This window comes from Paenibacillus doosanensis, assembly GCF_025060755.1.
GTDB lineage: Bacteria > Bacillota > Bacilli > Paenibacillales > NBRC-103111 > Paenibacillus_S > Paenibacillus_S doosanensis.
On record NZ_JANYUY010000008.1, the window covers coordinates 1 to 17,931 of the forward strand.

The window sequence follows — 17,931 nt, forward strand, 5'->3', positions numbered from 1 at the left end:
GCACAGAACAAACATCGGATCATCGACGATCATATGGTGAAGCGCGTCATCCAGGGAGAATTGTCATAATTCTCCCTTCCTTTTGTATCTCACGCGGACAGATTGACCGTCACCAGCAGGACAACTTACGCCGTCAACTGTCGGACATTATACGTTAGCAGTAACAATAGGGAATCTTCCACTGTACAGGGATTGTAACAGGATTTATGCCTATTTTATTAAGCCTTTGGATCAATTTGTCAAAATCGTTTCCTTCATAGTCCTCTCTGGCCTTCCATATCCCCCTACGTTCATTAATAAGTTCAAGGAAAGCCACCAGTTGTTCTTTAGTCTTATCGGTTAATTTGGCATTGCCTCGAACTTGAGCTTTTGCCCCAGCAAGAGTAAAATAATCACCTAAACCTATAAATTTATTATAATAGAATTTAATTGTTTTAAGGCTTCTCTCTTTGTCCACGAAATTCACCAGTGATTTAGAATCCCAATCATTGGAAATTTTCATGTAATCAGTTTTGTTCTTTAAACATTGCACTTCAACACGGATTAGATTCTTTGCATCTTCAATTCGTGAATAATTATCATGCTGTCTACTTAGTTGAGATTCTTTATCATAAATTTGAAAATTAACAGAGTTGCCTTTTAAATAAAATGAATCATCATAGGGTTTCCAACGATGCCCTTTTTCGTCTTGCTTTCCTCCAAGTACAAACCCATTTGGAACATTGGCCCGCTTTATTAACTCAATATAGTAAACCTTGAATTCAGTATTGATATTCACCGCGAGGTCAATTCTCCTTACTTGGTAAGTGTGTAATAAGTCAAAATCAAAGCGTAAATGTTTATTTTTTCTCCGTTTTTGGAACACCTCTTTTATAGGTTTTAATAATTTGGTAAAGAGCTTTGAGATAAGCGTATACTCAGAACCCGAAGTTATTTTCAAGAACTCGTTTGCATCTTTTAGCCGTTGAGGATTAATTACAATACATATCTCATCTTTATGATAATCACAATATCTGGATTTCAAAGTAACCTTCACCCCATGCGCATCAAACAAAGTGAACCTATAGGCGTTTTTTCCAATTTGGTAAATTGACGCGGTTGTTTTAGAAGTTACTTTATTCAAAGCTTTTTGTAAGCTCCAAAATGTTGGTGAATCTAGTTGTTTATGCAATTCTACTGTATGAAAAGACATCTTGGTGATACCTCCACTCGCATTTTTGTAGGCTATAAATTAATCTAATAAAACTGGAAATCCCTTCTACTATTTCTATAAATATCTGTAGATAAAAACTAATCAATATATATATCTATCACACCCTAGATCCCGTTTATTTTCTTGCCTACTTTGTTCAGCATTGATTCAAGAAGTTAAACCTATTGAGATGTACTAAAGCAAATAAAAAAATACACAGCAGCGACTTTCCGCTCCTGTGTATTCCATGATCAGTCATCTGACGAACTCATTAATTCGATACTTCTAAATACTTTGGAAATTTCCTTTTTGATTCTTTTTTCATTTTTCTTGTCGTAATCGTAATCATAATTATCTTCTTCCCTCTCCCTTTCACTTACGCGTATATCATACTGGTCCATGATTAATTGAATAATCTCAGGTATCATGTTCGCATCAAAGGTAATCACTCTACATTTTATTTGATTGACCATTCTGTGTATAGCAGTAAATGGAACTGTTACACCACCGCTAGTAATAATATAATTAGCATTACTGAGCATTTTACCGATCTTTTTAACTCCAATTACTGCTGATGCTCCATTTTTTGAACGTATATTTTCAGAAACTAGGGAATAGACATATTCCCAATGTAATTTTAATTCATTTGTGTCAACATCATAAATGCCATAAACATTGTTATCTAAATTCAATTTATTGTAAAAGCTCTCATCTTTCAGCTCTACAACAATTTTGCCTTCGCGGATAATTTCCTCTAATTCTCTAAGAAACAACTCCAATTCAGGATCGATTATAGATTCACTTTGATATTGAAGAAGCTCTAGAAAAATATCTTTAGCCTCTTTACACTTCTCAAAATATTCCTCTGGAGTGATGAATCCTTTTTCCTTTCCATAAGATAAATAAAAATTAAAAGCATTGATCAGATGGGCAATACTATCGACATATCTCGCATGGGCCACTTCCGATATCTCTTTTCTATTCTTCGAAAAATCCTTAAGATAGTCATCAATAAAATGATGATTCAGTTTTCCAGCAAGCCACTCTAAGTAATAACTTATGCTTGTAGGAAGATATAAACTACCTTCATATTGTTCGAACTTTTTAATTTTTTCAATATCAAAGCCATCTTCTGAACGATTAAAAATATTATCCATTTTCACTCGTATTGTACGAGCTATGGTTGATTTATTCTTTTCCGTGATTTCAAGAAACTTCTCTCCTGTAAATAAAGCCATTCCTTTCGGGACAATATCATACTCTACCGATAATTGTCTATCACCAAGCCATCTTATCACTGACTCTACCTTTTCGTCTGTTCGATATTCATTTACTTTGGTTTTTGACGTTCCATAATCGTCTATTATTGCTACACAATCCTTATATTTTAAACAAGTTGATTTAATTACATTCTTATATGAATCTACACGCACGGTATTTTCTGTATCAAAAATTCTTGTGAATAAATTTGAGATTCTTGTTTTACCCAGTCCGGTTTTACCATGAATCCACATTGCAAAATTAGGCGACAACTCTTTTGATTGAATTAATGGTGTCGTCACTATAGATGTTAGCACTATGCCTAGCAATGCATGTGTAAGTTTTTTATCACAAATGCTTAACATATTCAGACTCTCTAAAAATGCCTCTTTGGGATCTAGTTTAGGGTCTCTTAATAGCTTAAACCCATTTGCTGTTGTCCTCACTTGTCCAGTAGTATCGCCAATACAGCTTCCCTCAGATAAAAATGACCAGCCGTTATTATAGTAATGCCAACCTATTGAATCATACTCCATGACTTTTGGAATTTTTTGCTCCGATTGGTTCATAAATCTGATAATTGATCTATAGTTCCTCTTCTCATTTGGATAGATTTCCCCGTAAGGATTCCATTTTTTTAACCATTTTGTGTTGTGAATTTCTTCGAAGGGCACTTCTACTTTATCCAATAAAGTCTCATTGTTTACAATACCCGTAAAAACATACTTATGTTTTCGAATATTTTCACCATCGCTAATTAGTATAATTTCATGTGGGATCAATACAAAATTGCAAATTGGTTCAAGTCTTTCATGGTTCCAAACACAAAATTCTCCATCCTCATTGATCTGAAAATCGTTATCACAAAAAGTGCTTTTGAATTGGTTTAGTTTTTCTCGAATATAAAATATATTTTCCTGCATAATGGATCTCCTTGAAAATAAAATTAATGGTTGTAAAAATATGAATATATGATTTATTATATCACTTTACTTCATATTTTCATATTTTTTATATTAATTTTAAAAAAATTATTAAACTCAAATAACGTTACTTAATCACTGTAGATTTTATATAACTATACATAAACAATGAGCTAATAGTAATATATACTATTAAAAATCTATATTATTACATTGAATAAAATGAAAGGATGATTTTAATGTTTAATCAATATGACGATATTGTCCCAGTTGAAGAATTAATGGCGATACTTTTTATTGGTCGAAATAAAGCATATGAATTATTAAAGTCAGGTCAAATTCAATCCTTCAAAGTGGGTAGGGCTTATCGAATCCCTAAAGCATGCATTCAAGACTATGTCTTACAAAAAGTAAAACAAAAAGCCAATGATTAACCCACTCACTATTTTTGGTAGTATTTAAAAACAGTAAGGCTAATAATTACAAGAATTGACTCCACCAGACTGGGTCCAACAAACAGGAACAATAGTTACCAAAATAACTATTCAAGCTGCTCAATAGAGCAGCTTTTTTCTTTGGACCAACAATTAACAACGAACTCTTTCAAACCTAGCAAATAAAAAATAATTTCATCCCCAACAGTGAGATAGCAGTAAAAATTTATTTCCAAAGGAGAAATCAAAAATGCCCGTTTATAAAAATGAAACAGCAAAAAAAAACCAATGGTACTATTCATTCCAAGCCAAGGATTCTAGCGGTAAGACGAAAACCTATACCAAACGCGGTTTCCGCACAAAGAAGGAAGCCGAGAATGCTGAAATTGCAATCAAGGACTCAATGAACAAAGGAACATATATTCAACCTTCCAAAATTACATTTGGACAGTACCTGATAAATTGGCTTGATGCCCGAACAGATTTAAGGAACTCGACGAGAACTGGATATGAGATGATTATTCGCCGACATATTACCCCAGCTCCAATAAGTCAAACACCACTATCAGAGATAAATGCCATGACTATCGAAAACTTTATGAAACAAGTACACGAAACCGAATATTCGGATAGCTTCAAACGAAATATATTCAAGGTCATTCACAAGTCGCTTCGTGACGCAGAACGGAAATTATTGATTTTGAGGAACCCTGCCTCCTTAATCAGCAAACCTAAAGTCGCAAAAAAAGAAATGAACTATTGGACAGAAGAGGAAGCAAAAGCGTTCCTCCAAGCCATCCATGGTCACAGACTACGGGTTATCTTCGTATTGGCTATTCATTGTGGAATGCGAATGGGTGAAATTAGGGGATTGCGTCTCTCGGATATCGATCTAAAACGCGGAATTGTTTCAGTAAGGCATATTATGGACTCTGAAAGGAACCTCCAAATCGGTACTAAAACAAATGCAGGCAATCGTTCTATCTCCTTGTCACCTTTTGTAATCAAGGAAATCGATAGACGAATTCAAGCGATTCATCAGGAACGGAATCTTGCTGGCGATAAGTACGAAGATCAAGGTTTCCTTGTTTGCACGAAAAAAGGTAGACCTTATCTAAAGCATAACTGCCGCGACATATGGGTCAGGCTTCTTAAGAAAACTGGCCTGAGACAAATACGATTTCATGATTTACGGCACACTTGCGCGTCACTCCTGCTAGGACTCGGTGTTCATCCTAAAGTAGTCCAAGAACGGCTTGGACACTCATCTGTACAAATCACTTTGGACACATATTCACACCTTGCTCCTAACATGCAGCAAGACGCAGCAAACGCTCTGCAAGATCTTTTAAAGTAACCAAAAAAAACGAATCATTTCAAAATCATTTCAAATGCTCTTGTTCCCCCTTTTTAATATCCACCTACGCCCCGTAAACCCTTACTGTTAAAGGGATATTTTGCGCTGCACAAAAAAAGAGACCCGGCCAACGGGGCCAGGTCTGAAAGTGTTTATATATTAAAAAGGGGGTCTTGTTAATTATATTACACAACTAACATGTTAAAACGATAACAGAAATATTTCAATTGTGTAACAAATGAGAAAGCGCTTTCCGAATTTCTCTCGACCGAAGGATGGTGAAAAACGCTGACTATACATGCGAGAGCATCTTCCGAGTAGAACAACAGCGAAAAAGAGCGGCCTAGCGGCCGCTCGCTTATTTCACTGCGGTTTTAAACCGCTTGTATAGAACAGGGCTTATCTTTCGTACCAGTAGCCTTTGATTCCTTTTTCCAGCCGAACCAATGCTTCCAGATAGTAATAGTCGCCCCAAATCATATAGTCGTCCGGCGCGTTATTGCCTCGGACATGGTAGGAGCCGTGCTCCAGGAAGCCTTCGGCATCCGGCTTACCGATAGTCGCGTAGCCGTTCACAAGACCTTTCAGCGAACGCTGCAGGCCGTCTTCGAGGAACGCGCGGTCCGGATCGTCGGCGCTCAGATGAGACAAGAGTTCAATCAGTCCCGCCGCCGTAATCGCCGACGCAGAGCTGTCGCGCTCCGTCTTATCGTTCACCGGCACGTTGAAATCCCAATACACGACGTCGTCTTCCGGCAGACGCTCCAGGAAGTAGCGAGCCATCCGTTTGGAGGTTTCCAGGTACAGCGGGTTTTTGGTGTAATGATAGCTGAGCGCGAACCCGTATACTCCCCACGCTTGTCCGCGGGTCCAGGTCGAGCCGTCCTGGTAGCCTTGATGCGTGCCGCCCCGGATCGATTCTCCGGTCTCCGGATCGAAGTAGAACGTATGATAGGAGGAATCGTCGCCGCGCACCAGGAATCGGCGGGATTTGTCCGCGTGAATGACAGCTACGTCGCGGTACTTTTCATTGCCCGTTTGCTCGTACGCCCAATAAAGCAGCGGCAGGTTCATCATGCAGTCGATAATGATGCGTCCGCCGTTCTGCGGGTCGCCTGCGGGACCCCAAGCCTGAATGTATTGCCCTTTCTCTCTCCACCGGGTCATCAGCCAATCGGCCGCTTCCAGCGTCAGTTGCTTGGCAGCCTCGTCGCGCTCGATAATCCACTGCGCCTTGGAGGACAGCGAGTACAAGAAGCCGATATCGTGGTGATCGATCGCGACTTTGCCGTCCATCCGCTTGCGGAAGCTTGTTACCGTCTTCTCAGCGGCTTGCTTGAACACCGGATCGCCGGAGTATTCGTAGCACAGCCACAAAATGCCGGACCAGAAGCCGTCCGTCCAATCGTCATTATCGTTGAGCAAATATTTGCCGTCGTTGCTCACATGAGGGAATAAATCCCCGTATTTCTCAATGTTCGCTCTTGTCTTTTGCACTGCATCTTCAATCGCTTGCTTCCACATACTCATGTCCTGTCTCTCCTCCTGTATAATCGCTTTTTTTGTCGGGAGCATGCCGCTTCATTGGCAGCAGCGGTTTGCCCGTCTGTCGGTCTTGGCTTATGTAGCCGCCGTCGATAAACGCGGAATCAAGGTCAGCGGGATGCGAATCTCGTGCCCTTCGCGAAGCGCCTGCCGCTCATGCTCCTCGCCGGCCTTCTCATCCTCTCCCAGCTGCCGGAGCATCAGATCGACGGCCAACCTAGCCTGCTGGCTGTACGGGATATCGAGCGTCGTGATCTGCGGGTAGCAGGAGTGGGAGACGACATCGTTGTTGATGCCGAAAATTTTGTACTCCTCCGGCACCCGCAAACCCTGCTCGATCGCTGCGGACATAAACCGAAGCGCCACGAGATCGTCAAAGGCGAGAATGCCGACCGGCCCGTCCCCGCTCATCTCCCGGGTCATGCGGACCAGCTCGGCCATCGGCTGAGGGTCCGCTTCCAAGACATAAGAGCGAATTCCGTCTCCGGCCTCGGCAGCCCCTTGGCGGAATCCTTTCAAGCGCTGCTTGTTCGTCTCATGCGCCCGCGACCGCCCCAGATAAAACAAAGACCGGCAGCCCTGCCGAACCAAATGCCGCACCGCTTCCAAACAGCCTCCGGCAAAATCCAGATTGACCGCTCCGGCAGCGATGTCCTGAGGCCAATTCCAGCCGTTAAACAGCACAAGCGGAGTCCCGTCGCTAACGATATGGCGCGTCGTATCCGTAGACATCGCCAAGCCGTGGCAGAACAGCCCGTCCACCCTGCGCTGAAGCAGCACGTCCAAATGCCGCTTCTCCATGTCCGGGTCGTAACCTCCTGCCGAGAACACGGACATATGGTATCCGAACCGGTGCGCCGTACGTTCCATCACTTCGGCAAAAAGCCCGTAGTAGCCGATAAAACCGGGGACGATCAGTCCCAGCTCGTAAGACTTCTTGCGGCTTAGACTGGCCGCCATCACATTGCGGCGATAGCCCAGCTCTTCGGCCGCCTTCTCCACCTTACGGATCGTTTCTTCGGCCATGGGCACTTTGCGCCGGTTCAATACATTGGACACAGTAGCGATGGAAACGCCCGCTGCTTCCGCTATATCTACTATGGTAACGGAACGGTGTTTGCTCATAGAGAACTTCCTTTTAATTTAGGTTTAAACGTTTCAATTAAAACGTTTAAACTAATTTTAATAATAATCGTCCGCTTCGTCAAGAGCCTCTTTATTGGCTCTTAAACAACAAAAAAATCCCTCCCGCAAGGAAGCTCCTCGCGAAAGGGATTTGCCCTATCGTTCTATGATTACATGCCGAGCCATTTCTTGAACAAATGCTTGGTTGTATCTTTGTTCATCGCAGCGATCGAAGTCGTCAGCGGAATGCCTTTCGGGCAAGAGCGCACGCAGTTTTGCGAGTTGCCGCAGCCCTCGATGCCTCCGTCTTCCATCAGCGCTTCCAGACGTTCTTCCGCGTTCATTTCACCCGTCGGGTGAGCGTTAAACAAACGAACTTGGGAAACCGCCGCAGGCCCGATAAACGTCGTTTTGTCGTTGACGTTCGGACAAGACTCCAAACATACGCCGCAGGTCATGCATTTGGACAATTCGTACGCCCATTGGCGCTTCGATTCGGCCATCCGCGGTCCGGGACCGAGATCGTACGTACCGTCGATCGGAATCCAGGCTTTCACGCGCTTCAGCGCGGAGAACATGCGCTCGCGGTTAATGACCAAGTCGCGTACGACAGGGAATGTGCTCATAGGCGCGATGCGCACCGGCTGCTCCAGCTTATCTACCAGCGCGGAGCAAGCTTGGCGCGGCTTGCCGTTGATGACCATCGAGCAAGCGCCGCACACTTCCTCCAAGCAGTTGGATTCCCAGCAGATCGGCGTCGTTTTCTGGCCGGTTGCATTGACCGGATTACGCTGAACTTCCATGAGCGCGCTGATCACGTTCATGTTAGGGCGGTACGGCACTTCGAATTCCTCGGTATAAGGCTTGCTCTCAGGCGAATCTTGGCGTGTAACGATAAACTTGACTTTTTTTCCGGCCGTAGTCGTTTCTGCCATGATTAATGTCCTCCCTTCTTGTCTGTCGAGTAGTCGCGTTTACGCGGCTTGATCAGCGACACGTCCACATCTTCCCAATCGATCGTAGGGCCGTCCGGCGTCCATTTGGCCTTCGTCGTTTTCAGGAAATCCTCGTCATTGCGTTCAGGGAATTCAGGTTTATAGTGAGCTCCGCGGCTTTCGTTACGCAGCAGAGCGCCCAAAGTCATCGCATGGGACAGCTCCAGCATGTTCCACAGCTGACGGGTGAAAGCGACGCCCTGATTGTTCCAGCGAGCCGTATCCGTCATGCTGATGTTGCGGTAGCGCTGCTTCAGCTCGTTGATTTTGGCAATCGTTTCTTCCAGCTTCTTGTTGTAACGAACGACCGTCATGTTGTTGGTCATCCATTCGCCGAGCTCTTTGTGCAGAACGTAGGCGTTTTCCTTGCCTTCCATTTTCAGCAGGCCTTCGTATTTGTCCGTATGTCTTTTCTTCTCGCGGTCGAATACGCTGGAGGAAATGTCGTCTACATGCTTGTTCAAGCCTTTAATATATTCGATCGCTTTCGGACCGGTAATCATGCCGCCGTAAATCGCAGACAACAGCGAATTCGCTCCCAGACGGTTCGCGCCGTGGTATTGATACTCGCACTCGCCACAGGCGAACAAGCCCGGAATGTTGGTCATTTGATTGAAGTCAACCCACATTCCGCCCATCGAATAGTGAACGGCAGGGAAGATTTTCATCGGAATTTTGCGCGGATCGTCGCCCATGAATTTTTCATAGATTTCGATGATACCGCCCAGCTTCACGTCGAGTTCATGCGGATCTTTATGGGACAAGTCAAGGTAAACCATATTCTCGCCGTTAATGCCCAGCTTCTGGTCTACGCACACCGCAAAAATTTCGCGGGTCGCGATATCGCGGGGAACCAGGTTACCGTAAGCCGGATATTTTTCCTCAAGGAAGTACCAAGGCTTGCCGTCTTTGTAGGTCCAGATCCGGCCGCCTTCGCCGCGAGCGGATTCGGACATCAAGCGAAGCTTGTCGTCGCCCGGAATCGCCGTCGGATGAATTTGAATGAACTCTCCGTTCGCATAGTGCACGCCTTGCTGGTACACCGCGCTCGCCGCCGTACCGGTATTGATAACGGAGTTCGTCGTTTTACCGAAAATGATGCCGGGACCGCCGCTGGCCAGAATGACCGCATCGGCTCCGAACGTTAGAATTTCCATGCTGCGAAGATCCTGGGCCGATATGCCGCGGCATACGCCGTCGTCGTCAAGAACCGCTCCGAGGAACTCGTAATGCTCGTACTTGGTCACAAGTCCGGCTGTTTCCCAGCGGCGTACTTGCTCGTCCAATGCATACAGCAATTGTTGACCTGTCGTTGCTCCTGCGAATGCCGTACGGTGATACTGCGTTCCCCCGAAACGGCGGAAATCGAGCAGGCCTTCAGGCGTACGGTTGAACATAACGCCCATCCGGTCCATCAAGTGAATGATGCCGGGCGCAGCGTCGCACATCGCTTTAACCGGCGGTTGGTTGGCAAGGAAGTCGCCGCCGTATACCGTATCGTCAAAATGCTCCCAAGTGGAGTCGCCTTCACCTTTCGTATTAACCGCACCGTTGATGCCGCCCTGGGCGCACACGGAGTGGGATCGTTTCACAGGAACCAAAGAGAACAGGCTAACGTGAACTCCGGCTTCCGCGGCTTTGATGGTAGCCATTAACCCGGCCAAACCTCCACCGACTACGATTACTTTTTGATTAGCCATTGTTGTTCACTCCTCCTTAACCTTTAGCCATCTGCGGCACGTTTTGGAAATCCGGGCTTACAAACGCGCTCAAAGACATGATAAACATGATCGACATAATAACAAACACTACCATCCAGATCACGCTGGATACCCGCTGCGCCCGAGGTCCGATCGTAACGCCCCAGCTAACGAGGAACGACCACATGCCATTGCTGAAATGGAATACCGCGGACACAATGCCAATACAGTACAGCACAAAATAAACCGGGTTCGATGCAATGTGATGCATTTGGACCCCGATTTCTTCTTGAGGCAAGCCGAGCGTGATTTGCAATCTGGTTTGGCATAAGTGGAATACTACGAACAAGAACGTAATTACCCCAGTTACCCGCTGCAGGAAAAACATTTGGTTGCGGAAATAGCCGTAGTTGGATACGTTATTCCGGGCCGTGTAGGCGACATAGAGGCCGTAGATCGCGTGGTATGCGAGCGGCAGCCAGATCCCTACGATTTCCAGGAGCAGCATTAAAGGCAGCTCGTGCAGCCAATTCACATGCTCCATGAACTTCTCAGGTCCGTTAGTCGCCGAGTAGTTCGTCAGAAGGTGTTCGATCAGGAAGAACCCGACCGGGATAACACCAAGCAATGAATGCAGCTTGCGTGAAAAATACGAATTACGAAACATTGAAATCCTTTCCCCCCTCAAAAGTATGTAGGTTGTTCACATGTGTTGACAAAACCAACCTTCATTGTACTCCCGCAAGAAACAAGCGTCAACAGCATTTGCTACGCCTATTTTCCATGGTTCGACATTTTTTTATGCAAATGTCTGCGAAAAAATGTGAACAATAAGTGACTTACACCATACTACTCCATTATCGCTTATAATGGAAGTGCCGATTATTTATAAACTGTTATTCAGTTTTGACATATGCAATGAACTTAATCACTTAACCGCAAATTAACCGTAAAAAAAGACAAAACGCGAAGCGGGAAGCCGAGCGCCGGGCCGGCTCTTCTCTTTCATCTAAAAGCGTGGTGAAAAAGAGAAAATCCGTATTCACACTTCCGAATATAATGGAAAGAAGGTATTGTTCTTGTTCGAAAATATCGATATTTTCGCCAAAGTCGTAGAGCTGGAGAGCCTGAACAAAGCGTCCGCGGCGCTCAATATCTCCCAGCCCGCCCTGTCTCGCAAAATCATGAAGCTGGAGGAAGAGCTCGGCGTCGATCTGTTCCTAAGGAAAGGCAAGCGGCTTGAGATTACGCGCGCAGGGCAAATCTGTTATGAATACGCCATCGAGCAGCGCCATTTGGAGCGCAAGCTGCTGCGGTCGATTCAGGACTTCAAGACGACGGTCAAGCCAGCCAGCATTATTATCGGCGCTTCCTTGACGACGCTGCAATCGACGCTGCCCGATCTGATTACGATCTATACGAAGACGTATCCGAATACGGACATTAAGGCGGTAACGGGCAAAACCCACGAGATCGTGCCGATGGTCAAGGACCGCAAAGTGGACATCGGCCTGGTCGCCTCCAAGATCGAGCATCCCGGCCTCAAATGCATTCCGCTGTTCGACGATCATCTCTGTCTGGTGCTGCCGCTCGGGCATCCTTTCGTCGACAAATCCTCGATCGAAATCGCCGATCTGCACGAGCTGCCGATGATTCTGTTCTCGCGCGGCACCTGGTACCGGGTGCTGATGGACGAAATGTTCCACCGCTACGCCATTGCGCCCGACGTCAAAATGGAGATCGATTCGTTCGAAGCGATCATTCGCCTCGTCTCGACGTGCAAGACGGCGACGCTGCTGCCGGAATCGTATTTGCGCAGCAATCTGGTCAAAGACAACGAGCTGGTCGTCCGCTTCATTCCGGCGCTCGAGCAAATGACAAGAACGACCTCCCTGTTATTCACGGAAGAGGTCGTCCATCATGCGTCGGCCCAGCAGTTTATCGAGAAGGCCAAGGATTACTTCAACCGGCCGGGCTGATCTTAAGGCCTCGGCTGCAGCCGCTATCCTTCGTCCTTCTCCTCGATGCCGAGCATTCGCGCCGCATAAGCCGTCGTGCTCGCCTGCAGCAAAATTGTCAGCAGTACGGCAAGGAAGGTGACCGAGGCGATGACGTCGGCGTACTTCACGCCCAGCCCCGCCGCCATTCCGGACAAAGCCGCCGGTATGACGCCGGTCTCCCTCACCCAGAACATAAACAGGATCTCGCCGCGCTTCCAACCCGCCTTGCGATCGGGCAGCGTGCAGGCAAGCACTGTGAGCGGCCTTGCGATCAGGATGAAAACCGCGATTACCGCCAGACTCGGCCACAAATTGGCCGCGATGATGCGCAAATTCACTTGGCTGCCGAGCAAAATAAAAATCAGCATCCTCATAATGATCGTCATGTTCTCGCTGAAATGCGTCATTTCCTTCAGCTTATCGTTCAAATCCAGCTTGAATATATCGGCGTTGCCCCAAATAAGTCCCGCCGTAAAAGTAGCCATAAACCCGCTGACATGCAGCGCATCTCCAACCCAGTAAGCTCCGAGCGCCGTCACGACCAGCGCTATCGCCGCATAATCGCGCAGCCAGCCGAGCCTGAGATGGCCGGTGATGAAGGCCATAACCAGCCCGATCGCCGCCCCCGCCGCAATGCCTCCCAGCGCCGTGCGAGCGAAATCCTCCAGGCTGCCGGCCAGCGAGAAGCCTTGGCTTCCCGTAATCACGGCAAGGACGGAGAACGTAAGTATAGAGCCGGTCGCATCGTTGAAAGCCGATTCGCTCTCTACGGTTTCCCGCACCTTCGTGCGAATGCGCACCTGCTTGAACACGGGAATGAGCGTCGCCGGATCGGTCGAGGAAACAATCGCCCCGAGCAGCGCCGCATAGACCATCGGCATTCCCAGAAGCCAATGGGCGGACAGCGCAACGACGGAACAAGTAATCAGCACGCCCGGCACGCTGAGCAGCGTGACCGTCAGCCATACTTTTTTCAGCCCTGCAAGCCGGATATTGCGCCCTCCGTCGAACAAAATAAGCGTCGAGCCGATCGTCAATATGAACTGGTTCGTAAACGAGCTGCTCGTCTCGCTCACCCAATGCAGCCCTTGCCCTACGATCATCCCGGCGATGAGGAACAGCGCCACATCCGGCAGCTTCATCAGGCCCGCCAGGCGGCCGAACAGCATACCCAAACCAAGAATAAGAATTAATAATAACAACACATGGTGAATCATCTCTGCGGCTTCATTGTTCATAGTTATAAATTGATAACTTCGCTCTCGAAGGATTCGATTTGATCATTCGTTCCGATAATGACCATAACGTCCTGTTCTTCCAGCATGTCCGCCGCGCTAGGGGCGATGATGACGCCGTGCTTCTTGTTGATCGCCACAACGCTGCAGCCGTACTTGGCCCGCGGGTCCAAATCTTTCAAGCACCGTCCGGACAGCCGTTTGGGCACGGACAGCTCGACGATCGTATAGTCGTTGGACAGCTCGATGTAATCGAGCAAATTCGGCGAGACCAGCTGATGCGCGACCCGAATTCCCATATCCCGCTCCGGAAAAATCACCCTGTCGACGCCGATCTTCTGCAGCACCTTGCCATGCAGCTCGGAAAGCGCCTTGGTAACGACCGTCTTGACGCCGATATCCTTCAGCAGAATCGCGGTCAAAATGCTGGCTTGAATGTCGTCGCCGATCGCCACGATAGCGCAGTCGAAATTGCGGATGCCGAGCGATCTCAGCACGTCCTCGTCCGTCGAATCGGCCGTCACGACATGTGTCAGCGTGTCGCTCATCTCGTCGACGGCTTCCTCGTCCTTATCGATGCCCAGCACCTCGTAACCCAAATTGATCAATTCCTTCGCCAGAGAAGAGCCGAATCTGCCCAGCCCGATGACGACATACTGACTACGTTTCATTGTTTTTGTACCCCTATCCAATCGTAATTTTCCCTTCCGGGTATCTATACAGCTCTTTTTCCGTTTTCGGTCCGAGCGCGTATGCCAACGTAAGCGGCCCCAAGCGGCCGGCAAACATCATCAAACTGATCAATATTTTGCCGACGAGGCTCAAATCGGTCGTCATTCCCATCGTGAGACCGACGGTGCCGAAAGCCGAGGTCACTTCGAACAAAATCATCAGAAACGGGTGCCCCTCCGTCGTCGACAAAATCATCGCGACGAACACGACGAGGAATAGAGCGATCATCGTCAGCGTGATGGCTTTCAAAATCCGGTCTTTACCGAGGCGGTAACGGAACAGCACGATGTCCTCTTTCCCGCGCACCATGGCGATCATCGCGCCGATCAGCGTCGTGAAGGTGGTCGTCTTGATCCCTCCCCCCGTCGAGCCCGGCGAAGCCCCGATGAACATCAGGATGATCATGAAAAATTGCGTCGCCTGGCGCAAGCTGCCGAGATCGACGGTATTAGCTCCCGCCGTCCGCGGCGTCACCGACTGGAAGAAGGCGGCCCATATTTTGCCTGACCAGCTCAGCGAGCCCAGCGTCTTGGCATTGCTGTATTCAAATATATAAATGACCAGGGCGCCGGCGATAATCAGCGCACCGGTTGCGCTAAGCACTACTTTGGAATGGAGCGACAGCCGCTTGCGCTTTTTGAACTCCAGCAGATCCGACATGACGACGAAGCCGATGCCGCCCAGCACGATAAGCCCCATTGTGACGAGGTTGACGACCGGATCGCCCACGAATGAGGTTAAGCTGCTGAACGGTCCGTTAACCGAACCGAACAAATCGAAGCCTGCGTTATTGAAGAACGATATCGCATGCCAGAAGCCGAAATAAATGCCCTTGGCAGGCCCTAACTGCAGCGACCAGCGAATCGAGAAAATAATGGCGCCGACCAGCTCGATGGTCAGCGAATACCGGATCACTTTGCGGATCAGCCGCACGATCCCCTCCATGCTTCCCTGATTCAACGACTCCTGCAAAACGAGCCGTTCCTTGAGAGAAATTCGTTTTTTCAGCGCAAAAGCAAACAGCGTCGCCATCGACATAAATCCGAGCCCTCCGACCTGGATCAGCGCGATAATGACGATCTGTCCGAACTTGGAAAAAAACGTGCCCGTATCCACGACGACTAGCCCCGTAACACAAGTCGCCGAAGTAGCCGTAAAGAAAGCGTCGAGAAATGGCAGCGGCTCTCCGGAGGCGGAGGCGACCGGCAGCGAGAGCAGCGCGGCGCCGATCAAAATGATGGCGGCGAAACCGATCACGAGAATTTGCGGCGGAGTCAGCTCGATTTTTTTTATGGCGGATGTCATATTTCACCTCGGCGAATGTTTTAGGGCAACAAAAAAAGACACTGGAAACCCAATGTCATCATAATAGGTTCCTGCGATAGCCTACGAGGTTAGCTGACGGATTCGGGTCACAGCACCCTATCGTTTCCATTGCGATGTTTCGTCGGCAATGGAATCGAATTCACCCCTTACTGCAAATGGTTCCCCCGTTTTCGATAAGAAATTCGGCTTCGTATTCAATTGATATGAATTATAATGTTCTTTCATTATAAGTACAAAGTCGCTTTGGCTCGAAATCAAACGATAAACAAGTCAATACTTGACCTGGCATGAAGCGGGGGAAGCCTCCGCGCTGCTTTTCAGCGTTTTGCCCCTCGTAGCTCGTAATTTCATTGGATTTCCGCTGTGCATCTATGCTAAGTTTAATGAATACAATGTACTTATATTCCATACCCTTTTCACAATATCGCCCATTCTACGGTAAGGAGAATTTCATAGTGAAACGAATTGCGGAATCTTCTCTGCTGAAATTGGCAGTTTTCGGAATCATCCTTTATTTGGCCGTCCTGTTCGGCTCCTCTTGGCTGCATCCGGAGGATGCCGCGGAAACCGGCGAGTCGCTGCCGAAGGTGACCAAGCAGCAGGCGGCGGACGCAGCCGTCCGATTCGTACGCGACCGCTTTTCCCTTGCGGAAGACTATGCGGCGAGCACGCTGTTCCAGTCCCACTCGGACCGCAGCGGATATTTGCAGAAGGAGCAGCTGCTGGAAACTTATCTGAAAAGCTATCCGGACTACCCGATCGACTATTTCGAAGTCGAAATTAACGAGAACGGCACAGGGAAAACCTACTATGTAGATGTGGATTTCGCGAATCTGCGCATCCTCGGCTGGTCGGCCTTCACCTCCCCGGCGGCGAAGCGGCAGACCGTCTCGTCCGAAGCCTCCAATCCGCGGGAGGCGGCCGAGCGGACGATGGCGGAGCAGGGGTATTCGCCCGCCGACTTTAGCGAGGCAAGCCCGCTCGACCCCGAAGACCGGCAAAAAACGTCGGCGCTCGGCACCGGTTTCGTCTACATAAGCAAAAGCAAGCAAATCGGCGAAGCCAGGCTGCGGCTGCTCCTGGCCGTATCCGAAGGAAAGACGACCGCGTTCCATGCCGACTTCGGCATTCCCGCCTCGTTCAAGAGCTGGCAGGACGAGCAGAACGACAATGCTTCCACGATGACGCGCATCAGCATGCTGGCTTCGCTCCTGATGGCGGCGGCGGCTCTGGTCGTCGTGATTCGCTACCGCAGGCAAATCACCTTCCGCCGCGGTCTGTTTCTGACCGCCTCGTTTCTGGCTATCTACATCACGAACAATTTCAACATGATTCCGGCGCTGCGGACGATGCACTCGAACGGACCGTCGCAGTGGGAGGCGACGTTCAATCTGTGGTTTCTGAACATTGTCATCGCGCTGATGGCCGTCAGCGTCTACTTCTCCTTCTTGGCGGGCAGGCATATGTGGAAGCTGCGCGGCTGGATCACCTGTCCGGTATGGGCTGACGACGGCTTCGGACGCCATGCAAGAAGCGCTATGTTCCGCGGCTATCTGCTGTGCCTGTTCATTCTCGGCATTCAGCAGACGCTCTACTTTATTGCCGGCGAATATTTCGACGTCTGGGCGGTCAACGATCCGTCCGACTCCGTGCTGAATATGACGGTGCCCGGCCTGTTCCCGCTGATGGCGTGGGCCGCGGCGATTTCCGAGGAAGCGGTCTACCGGCTGTTCGGCATCGCCATCTTCCTGAAGCTGGTCAGAAACCGCTTCGCGGCGGTATTGATCCCAGGCATGATTTGGGCGCTAAGCCATACGCAGTATCCGATTTATCCCGTTTATACGCGATTTATCGAAGTGACGATCATCGGTCTCATCTTCGGCTATGCCTTCCTGAAATACGGGTTTATGACCGTGCTGTTCGCTCATGCGTCGATGGACAGCATTCTAATGGGGCTGTCGCTGTTCGACGGGGAGCATTGGACGATCAGCGCAATCGGCTTGTTTTATATCGTCTTCCCCGCTTTGATCGGCTGGGCGGCTTATTGGCTCCACGCAAGGCTGAGGCGTTCTTTTAAAAAAACCTAGCTTCTCCGCTCCTTTTTCAC

At 48.3% G+C, this 17,931-nt stretch carries 14 protein-coding genes and 1 riboswitch; of the genes, 4 read left to right on the top strand and 10 right to left on the bottom strand.

All coding sequences use genetic code 11. The features are described 5' to 3' along the window. Positions 1–154: 154 nt before the first annotated feature. Together N0M98_RS08595 and N0M98_RS08600 are read right to left on the bottom strand one after the other, a co-directional pair. On the bottom strand, positions 155–1,192 hold the full coding sequence (locus tag N0M98_RS08595) for a hypothetical protein (RefSeq protein ID WP_259617562.1): 1,038 nt from the start codon (positions 1,190–1,192) through the stop codon (positions 155–157). Between the two features lie 251 nt (positions 1,193–1,443). Further along, the gene (locus N0M98_RS08600; RefSeq protein WP_259617563.1) at positions 1,444–3,375 is read right to left on the bottom strand and encodes a hypothetical protein; all 1,932 of its coding nucleotides are present in this window, start codon (positions 3,373–3,375) and stop codon (positions 1,444–1,446) included. Between the two features lie 239 nt (positions 3,376–3,614). Between N0M98_RS08600 and N0M98_RS08605 the strand changes: the two genes are divergently transcribed. Together N0M98_RS08605 and N0M98_RS08610 are read left to right on the top strand one after the other, a co-directional pair. Then, entirely contained in the window at positions 3,615–3,809 is a 195-nt protein-coding gene (locus tag N0M98_RS08605; protein WP_259617564.1) for a helix-turn-helix domain-containing protein, read from the top strand. Between the two features lie 250 nt (positions 3,810–4,059). Beyond that, positions 4,060–5,166: a site-specific integrase gene (locus N0M98_RS08610; RefSeq protein WP_259617565.1), complete on the top strand. Its 1,107-nt coding sequence runs from the start codon at positions 4,060–4,062 to the stop codon at positions 5,164–5,166. A 399-nt stretch (positions 5,167–5,565) separates the two neighbouring features. On the opposite strand, the gene N0M98_RS08615 is transcribed toward N0M98_RS08610, so the two are convergent. The 5 genes from N0M98_RS08615 to N0M98_RS08635 form a co-directional block, all read right to left on the bottom strand. Then, positions 5,566–6,696, bottom strand: a complete 1,131-nt coding sequence (locus N0M98_RS08615) for a glycoside hydrolase family 88 protein (RefSeq protein ID WP_259617566.1) — start codon at positions 6,694–6,696, stop codon at positions 5,566–5,568. 90 nt (positions 6,697–6,786) lie between these two features. Then, positions 6,787–7,836, bottom strand: a complete 1,050-nt coding sequence (locus N0M98_RS08620) for a LacI family DNA-binding transcriptional regulator (protein ID WP_249861803.1) — start codon at positions 7,834–7,836, stop codon at positions 6,787–6,789. Positions 7,837–8,006: 170 nt separating this feature from the next. Continuing rightward, positions 8,007–8,771 carry a succinate dehydrogenase iron-sulfur subunit gene (gene sdhB / locus N0M98_RS08625; protein WP_249861802.1) on the bottom strand — a complete coding sequence of 255 codons (765 nt, stop codon included), beginning with the start codon at positions 8,769–8,771 and terminating at the stop codon, positions 8,007–8,009. 2 nt (positions 8,772–8,773) lie between these two features. After that, on the bottom strand, positions 8,774–10,531 hold the full coding sequence (sdhA, locus tag N0M98_RS08630) for a succinate dehydrogenase flavoprotein subunit (RefSeq protein WP_249861801.1): 1,758 nt from the start codon (positions 10,529–10,531) through the stop codon (positions 8,774–8,776). Between the two features lie 16 nt (positions 10,532–10,547). Then, on the bottom strand, positions 10,548–11,198 hold the full coding sequence (locus tag N0M98_RS08635) for a succinate dehydrogenase cytochrome b558 subunit (protein ID WP_249861800.1): 651 nt from the start codon (positions 11,196–11,198) through the stop codon (positions 10,548–10,550). 412 nt (positions 11,199–11,610) lie between these two features. Here N0M98_RS08635 and N0M98_RS08640 point away from each other — a divergent pair, with 412 nt between their 5' ends. Next, positions 11,611–12,510, top strand: a complete 900-nt coding sequence (locus N0M98_RS08640; protein ID WP_249861799.1) for a LysR substrate-binding domain-containing protein — start codon at positions 11,611–11,613, stop codon at positions 12,508–12,510. 23 nt (positions 12,511–12,533) lie between these two features. On the opposite strand, the gene N0M98_RS08645 is transcribed toward N0M98_RS08640, so the two are convergent. The 3 genes from N0M98_RS08645 to N0M98_RS08655 are packed head-to-tail and all read right to left on the bottom strand — an operon-like array spanning position 12,534 to position 15,803. Continuing rightward, entirely contained in the window at positions 12,534–13,769 is a 1,236-nt protein-coding gene (locus N0M98_RS08645; protein WP_259617567.1) for a cation:proton antiporter, read from the bottom strand. Positions 13,770–13,771: 2 nt separating this feature from the next. Continuing rightward, complete coding sequence (locus N0M98_RS08650) at positions 13,772–14,437, bottom strand: potassium channel family protein (RefSeq protein ID WP_249861797.1); 666 nt, start codon at positions 14,435–14,437, stop codon at positions 13,772–13,774. Between the two features lie 13 nt (positions 14,438–14,450). Next, positions 14,451–15,803: a TrkH family potassium uptake protein gene (locus N0M98_RS08655; RefSeq protein WP_259617568.1), complete on the bottom strand. Its 1,353-nt coding sequence runs from the start codon at positions 15,801–15,803 to the stop codon at positions 14,451–14,453. A gap of 63 nt (positions 15,804–15,866) precedes the next feature. Beyond that, a riboswitch (cyclic di-AMP (ydaO/yuaA leader) is annotated at positions 15,867–16,022 on the bottom strand. A 257-nt stretch (positions 16,023–16,279) separates the two neighbouring features. Here N0M98_RS08655 and N0M98_RS08660 point away from each other — a divergent pair. Further along, a complete protein-coding gene (locus N0M98_RS08660) occupies positions 16,280–17,911 on the top strand; it encodes a CPBP family intramembrane glutamic endopeptidase (protein WP_259617569.1) in 1,632 nt (543 codons plus the stop codon). The last annotated feature ends 20 nt before the right edge of the window (positions 17,912–17,931 follow it).

Excerpts from the sequence above, each read along its gene's own strand:
- N0M98_RS08595 (WP_259617562.1), bottom strand. The coding sequence starts at position 1,192 with ATGTCTTTTCATACAGTAGAATTGCATAAACAACTAGATTCACCAACA.
- N0M98_RS08600 (WP_259617563.1), bottom strand. The coding sequence starts at position 3,375 with ATGCAGGAAAATATATTTTATATTCGAGAAAAACTAAACCAATTCAAA.
- N0M98_RS08605 (WP_259617564.1), top strand. The coding sequence starts at position 3,615 with ATGTTTAATCAATATGACGATATTGTCCCAGTTGAAGAATTAATGGCG.
- N0M98_RS08610 (WP_259617565.1), top strand. The coding sequence starts at position 4,060 with ATGCCCGTTTATAAAAATGAAACAGCAAAAAAAAACCAATGGTACTAT.
- N0M98_RS08615 (WP_259617566.1), bottom strand. The coding sequence starts at position 6,696 with ATGAGTATGTGGAAGCAAGCGATTGAAGATGCAGTGCAAAAGACAAGA.
- N0M98_RS08620 (WP_249861803.1), bottom strand. The coding sequence starts at position 7,836 with ATGAGCAAACACCGTTCCGTTACCATAGTAGATATAGCGGAAGCAGCG.
- sdhB (WP_249861802.1), bottom strand. The coding sequence starts at position 8,771 with ATGGCAGAAACGACTACGGCCGGAAAAAAAGTCAAGTTTATCGTTACA.
- sdhA (WP_249861801.1), bottom strand. The coding sequence starts at position 10,531 with ATGGCTAATCAAAAAGTAATCGTAGTCGGTGGAGGTTTGGCCGGGTTA.
- N0M98_RS08635 (WP_249861800.1), bottom strand. The coding sequence starts at position 11,198 with ATGTTTCGTAATTCGTATTTTTCACGCAAGCTGCATTCATTGCTTGGT.
- N0M98_RS08645 (WP_259617567.1), bottom strand. The coding sequence starts at position 13,769 with ATGAACAATGAAGCCGCAGAGATGATTCACCATGTGTTGTTATTATTA.
- N0M98_RS08650 (WP_249861797.1), bottom strand. The coding sequence starts at position 14,437 with ATGAAACGTAGTCAGTATGTCGTCATCGGGCTGGGCAGATTCGGCTCT.
- N0M98_RS08655 (WP_259617568.1), bottom strand. The coding sequence starts at position 15,803 with ATGACATCCGCCATAAAAAAAATCGAGCTGACTCCGCCGCAAATTCTC.